This window comes from Halobacillus sp. BBL2006 (assembly GCF_000786645.1).
Lineage (GTDB): Bacteria > Bacillota > Bacilli > Bacillales > Halobacillaceae > Halobacillus.
The window spans coordinates 1-3,993 of the sequence record NZ_JRNX01000673.1 but is presented as its reverse complement, the minus strand read 5'-3'; the positions used below and the strand labels follow the sequence as shown (position 1 = coordinate 3,993).

At 40.6% G+C, this 3,993-nt stretch carries 6 protein-coding genes; 4 read left to right on the top strand and 2 right to left on the bottom strand.

Going from position 1 to position 3,993, the window contains the following annotated elements; translation table 11 throughout:
• Positions 1 to 676 (bottom strand): zinc transporter ZupT (zupT, locus tag LD39_RS18135; protein WP_035551198.1); only part of this gene is annotated, 676 nt, incomplete at its 3' end.
• Positions 677 to 1,073: 397 nt separating this feature from the next.
• On the opposite strand from zupT, the gene LD39_RS18130 reads away from it, so the two are divergent.
• The 3 genes from LD39_RS18130 to LD39_RS18120 all read left to right on the top strand — a co-directional run bounded on the left by LD39_RS18130 (position 1,074) and on the right by LD39_RS18120 (position 2,094).
• Positions 1,074 to 1,316, top strand: coding sequence for a hypothetical protein (locus LD39_RS18130; RefSeq protein ID WP_035551195.1), 243 nt, complete (start codon positions 1,074 to 1,076; stop codon positions 1,314 to 1,316).
• Positions 1,317 to 1,385: 69 nt separating this feature from the next.
• A complete protein-coding gene (locus LD39_RS18125) occupies positions 1,386 to 1,865 on the top strand; it encodes a site-2 protease family protein (RefSeq protein ID WP_035551190.1) in 480 nt (159 codons plus the stop codon).
• A gap of 43 nt (positions 1,866 to 1,908) precedes the next feature.
• Entirely contained in the window at positions 1,909 to 2,094 is a 186-nt protein-coding gene (locus LD39_RS18120) for a hypothetical protein (RefSeq protein ID WP_035551187.1), read from the top strand.
• Positions 2,095 to 2,135: 41 nt separating this feature from the next.
• On the opposite strand, the gene LD39_RS18115 is transcribed toward LD39_RS18120, so the two are convergent.
• Positions 2,136 to 2,711: a histidine phosphatase family protein gene (locus LD39_RS18115; protein ID WP_231572613.1), complete on the bottom strand. Its 576-nt coding sequence runs from the start codon at positions 2,709 to 2,711 to the stop codon at positions 2,136 to 2,138.
• A 345-nt stretch (positions 2,712 to 3,056) separates the two neighbouring features.
• On the opposite strand from LD39_RS18115, the gene LD39_RS18110 reads away from it, so the two are divergent.
• Positions 3,057 to 3,993, top strand: a 937-nt coding sequence (locus tag LD39_RS18110) for a dicarboxylate/amino acid:cation symporter (protein WP_052158945.1), incomplete at its 3' end; no start/stop codon positions are given.

Here is a 3,993-nt window from a genome sequence, read left to right as displayed (position 1 = left end):
CTGCCACTCCAGCGAACAAAATACCGAAGACCATATCATTTAAAAACGGCATTAATACAAGGTAAGCAAGAATAGCACCCACTGGTTCGGATAATCCACTTAAAAATGAAAGGTTGAAAGCTTTCTTTTTGCTTCCTGTTGCAAAATAAACGGGAACAGAAACGGCAATTCCCTCTGGGATGTTGTGAATAGCAATCGCAATAGCAATAGCCACGCCGAGACTTGGGTCATTCAATGCAGCCGTAAAAGTAGCAATTCCTTCTGGGAAATTGTGAATGGCAATGGCTAATGCAGTAAATGTACCCATTTTGAGGAGCTGGGCGTCTTTTACATCTGAATCAGGCTTCGACATATCCTCTACTTTTTTCACTTCGTGTGGATTTCCTGCTTTTGGAATAACCTTATCAATTAAAGCAATAACAACCATCCCACCAAAGAACCCCGCGACGGTCACCCATTTACCGGGCACCTCACCCATGGAATTCACAAGGGCTTCCTGAGCTTTGAAGAAAATTTCAATCATCGATACGTAGATCATAACGCCGGCAGAAAAACCTAAAGATAAGGCGAGAAATCTTGTATTCGTTCTCGATGTAAAAAAAGCCAAAATACTTCCGATCCCTGTAGCCAACCCTGCGAGAAGGGTAAGGCTAAAAGCAAGTACGAGATTCTCCATACTACTCTCCCTTTCAAACGAACACGCTAAAATCATTGTAAGTTATTTTTTTGCGGTTGCGCAACTTTTTTCGATAAAGTAATGTTTTGTGTTCGCACAGAAATTATATGGTCACGACCTAAGTTCTGTATTATATTCATTCCACCTCTAAGTGTTCTTTTTCCTATCATCCTTTCACCCAACTTTATAGTGAGAAAGTAACGATACGCCCACAACCACGGCTTCCCTTTCGAACTAATATAAAGAGATCGTGCCACATTAGGCAAGTAAGCAATGAACCTTGAAAGTTACCACTATAGGGTTCAATAAATTACCAGCGACAAAAAAGCATTATATGAGGATAATAACGACCTGTTATGTTATGGTGGTCTCATGTCTCATTTTAGGAGTCGGAAGTATGGAATTGCTTCAATTCATAAAAGATGAAGGATACACGGAAGCTAGGTTTGTTCTTATAGATGGAAAAGGCTGTTGCCTTAACCTTCATGAAATATATACAAATGATCAATTTTTACACCATTTGAAACTGGTCCCTACACTTGTTCATTATTTCCCATTAGAAAGAGAGCCTTATATTGAATGTATAGAAAATGAAAGAACTATGAAAATCAAACTGATCAAAGGTTCCGTTTTAATCTAGTATTATTGTTTACCAGTAACTCTCTAGCGGTCAACCTCATTGGATTCAGGCTTAATATGGAGGGTTTTAATGTTCACACTTAGTGATATTCCTATGTTTTTTGTTAACTTTTTTCTGATTTTACCCATAGTAACCCTCGTTCATGAAGCAGGGCACGTGCTAACGGCCAGACTATTCGGAGGGAAAATTAAATTTTGTATCGGAACAGGAGATACCCTTTTTAATATCGGTTCTCTGGAAGTGAAGAAAAAGTACTTTATGGAGGGCTGGTGCCAATATGAGTCATTGACTTATAACAAAACGTGGGCACATGTCAGCATCTATTTAGCAGGGAGCTTATTTAATCTCATCGTTATTTTATTGATGAATTATTTCATCACAACTGAGATTCTTCCTGCCACGCTCTTCTTCTATCAGTACGCATACTTTTCCATTTATTTCATCTTCTTTTCTTTATTTCCTTATCGGAATGATGACGGGAAGCCAAGCGATGGAATGGCTGTTTATGATGTCATCCGATACGGAAAAGCAGAAGACCCTATAGATTAAGACAAATGAAAATCCGGGTAATCACCCATTAAAGGAGTATTGCATGAATAACTATCAAGTCGGGCAGCTTATTAAGAAAAGGTGCACGAGCTGCTATAACAACCAGGTAACCGTACTCAAAGTAGATCGAAAGGATTTCAACGATAAATCTGCCTATTTCGTTTGGACGCAATGTCCTGAGTGCGGGATGAACCATAGTGAACTGCTCCCAGAAAAAGTGGAGCAATAATAAAATAAAAAGATCAACCAATTCGACTGGTTGATCTTTTTTTATTCAGCAATATGGAGAATTTCCCAGCCTGTCTCTGCAGGGAAATCACTGCGAGAGAATGTTTTTTGTTCGAGGAGCTGTCGATAAGAAGTGATGGTTCCATCATGAGATACGATATATACCTCCTTTTTCCCTTGTTCTTTGCACCATTCAATCAGCTCGCTTGCTAACAGTTCGAATTCTCCTTTTGGTTTTTGATTAATGCCTCTCTTCCACAAAGTCTCTAAGGTACCGTGATGGATACGAAACTCTTGAAAAGCAGTTGCAACTTTTTCCTTATCCATTAGTTCATCACAAGGTAGCGTCTCCCACTCAGGGTTTTGCGGAAACATCCTAGGTCCAACGAAAGGACTGACAACTTTTAAACAATCTACCCCTTCACTCCATATGGATGCTGTTTGCAACGCTCTTCTGACCGGACTGCTGACTAAGAGGTCTTCTTCTGTTAAAGGCAGTTCTTTTCTAAGATTACGCGCTTGCTTCTGCCCTTTATCGGTTAAAGGCGGGTCGATCTTATGCAGGCTCTCCGGGACATCCAATGTATGCTCCCCTTGCCCATGGCGTACGAAAATCAATTCGATGGATACCCCCTCCTATTCATTTACATTTTAAACGATTTAAATTTTTTGGGTTCCCTTTTATTAATGATAAACTGAAGTCAATCTAGTCGCCGCTGCGGAATAATAGCAAGGAGGGAAGGAAATGGATTCATTATTTATTCAAGTCATTCTAATGGCTTCTGGTGTAGCGATTGCATTTATAACTTTTATGATCATTCTACTTAAAAGAAATAATAGGAAATGATTTCAACTGTTCTTAGGATAGCATGGATCAGCGAATGAATAAGAAAATTAAATCTATTAAACGAGGGGCTCATTTACTGTTATACTAGTAACATTGTAAAAAAAGAGGTGATACATATGAAAAAACTATGGCATTTATACAAACTGGCCTCCTTTCTCTTAAAAATGACGATCGGCTTTTCACTAGGAATTGTCTTAGGAGTTTTGTTCGGTCCGCAAATGGACATCGTTAAACCGCTCGGTACGATTCTGATCAACCTGCTGAACCTTGTTGCTGTTCCGGTAATTTTCCTCACTGTGGTCCTTGCGATCAACCAGATGAACCCGAAACATCTGGGACGTCTCGGTGGGAAACTTCTTATCTACTACGGGCTTACGACAGCCGCCGCAGTATTGATCGGTGTCGCTCTTGGATTATGGATCAACCCTGGTGAAGGACTGAAGCTTCCGGACGCGCAAGTGGAAAAGCCGGAAACCCCGGGATTTTCTGATGTATTATTAAACATCGTTCCAAACAATCTGTTTCAGGCGTTCACGTCTGGAGAACTGATGGGTATTCTCTTTCTCGCTGTCATCATCGGATTGACAATAGTCAAGATGCGATATTCCGATAAAGATGAACTTCGTACTTCTGGTGAAAGACTTCATCGCCTTTTCTCCGCGGGAAATGACCTGTTCTTTCTGTTGTTGCAAGGCATCCTTCAATATGCACCCATCGGTATTTTTGCGATTGGAGCTTCTTCCTTCGGAAACCAGGGTTGGCAGACATTTCAATCCTTATTTGCCTTTACCGGGGTCTTTTATCTTGGCGTCCTATTATTATGGGCCCTGATTTATACGTCGTTCCTTAAGTATGCAAACGTGAGTATTAAACATTTTTTCACTAAGACAAAAGATGCTTACTTCACAGCATTTTTCACCTCCAGCAGTATCGCTTCTTTACCTGTAGCTATAGATGCTGCCAAAAAGGCAGGAATATCCGAACGGACCGTAAACTTTTCACTTCCGATCGGCGCAGTATTCAACTCAGATGGCGGAGCGCTGCGCATGGGAC

Coding starts and splice junctions, on each gene's coding strand:
- LD39_RS18130 (WP_035551195.1), top strand. CDS start 1,074: ATGGAATTGCTTCAATTCATAAAAGATGAAGGATACACGGAAGCTAGG.
- LD39_RS18125 (WP_035551190.1), top strand. CDS start 1,386: ATGTTCACACTTAGTGATATTCCTATGTTTTTTGTTAACTTTTTTCTG.
- LD39_RS18120 (WP_035551187.1), top strand. CDS start 1,909: ATGAATAACTATCAAGTCGGGCAGCTTATTAAGAAAAGGTGCACGAGC.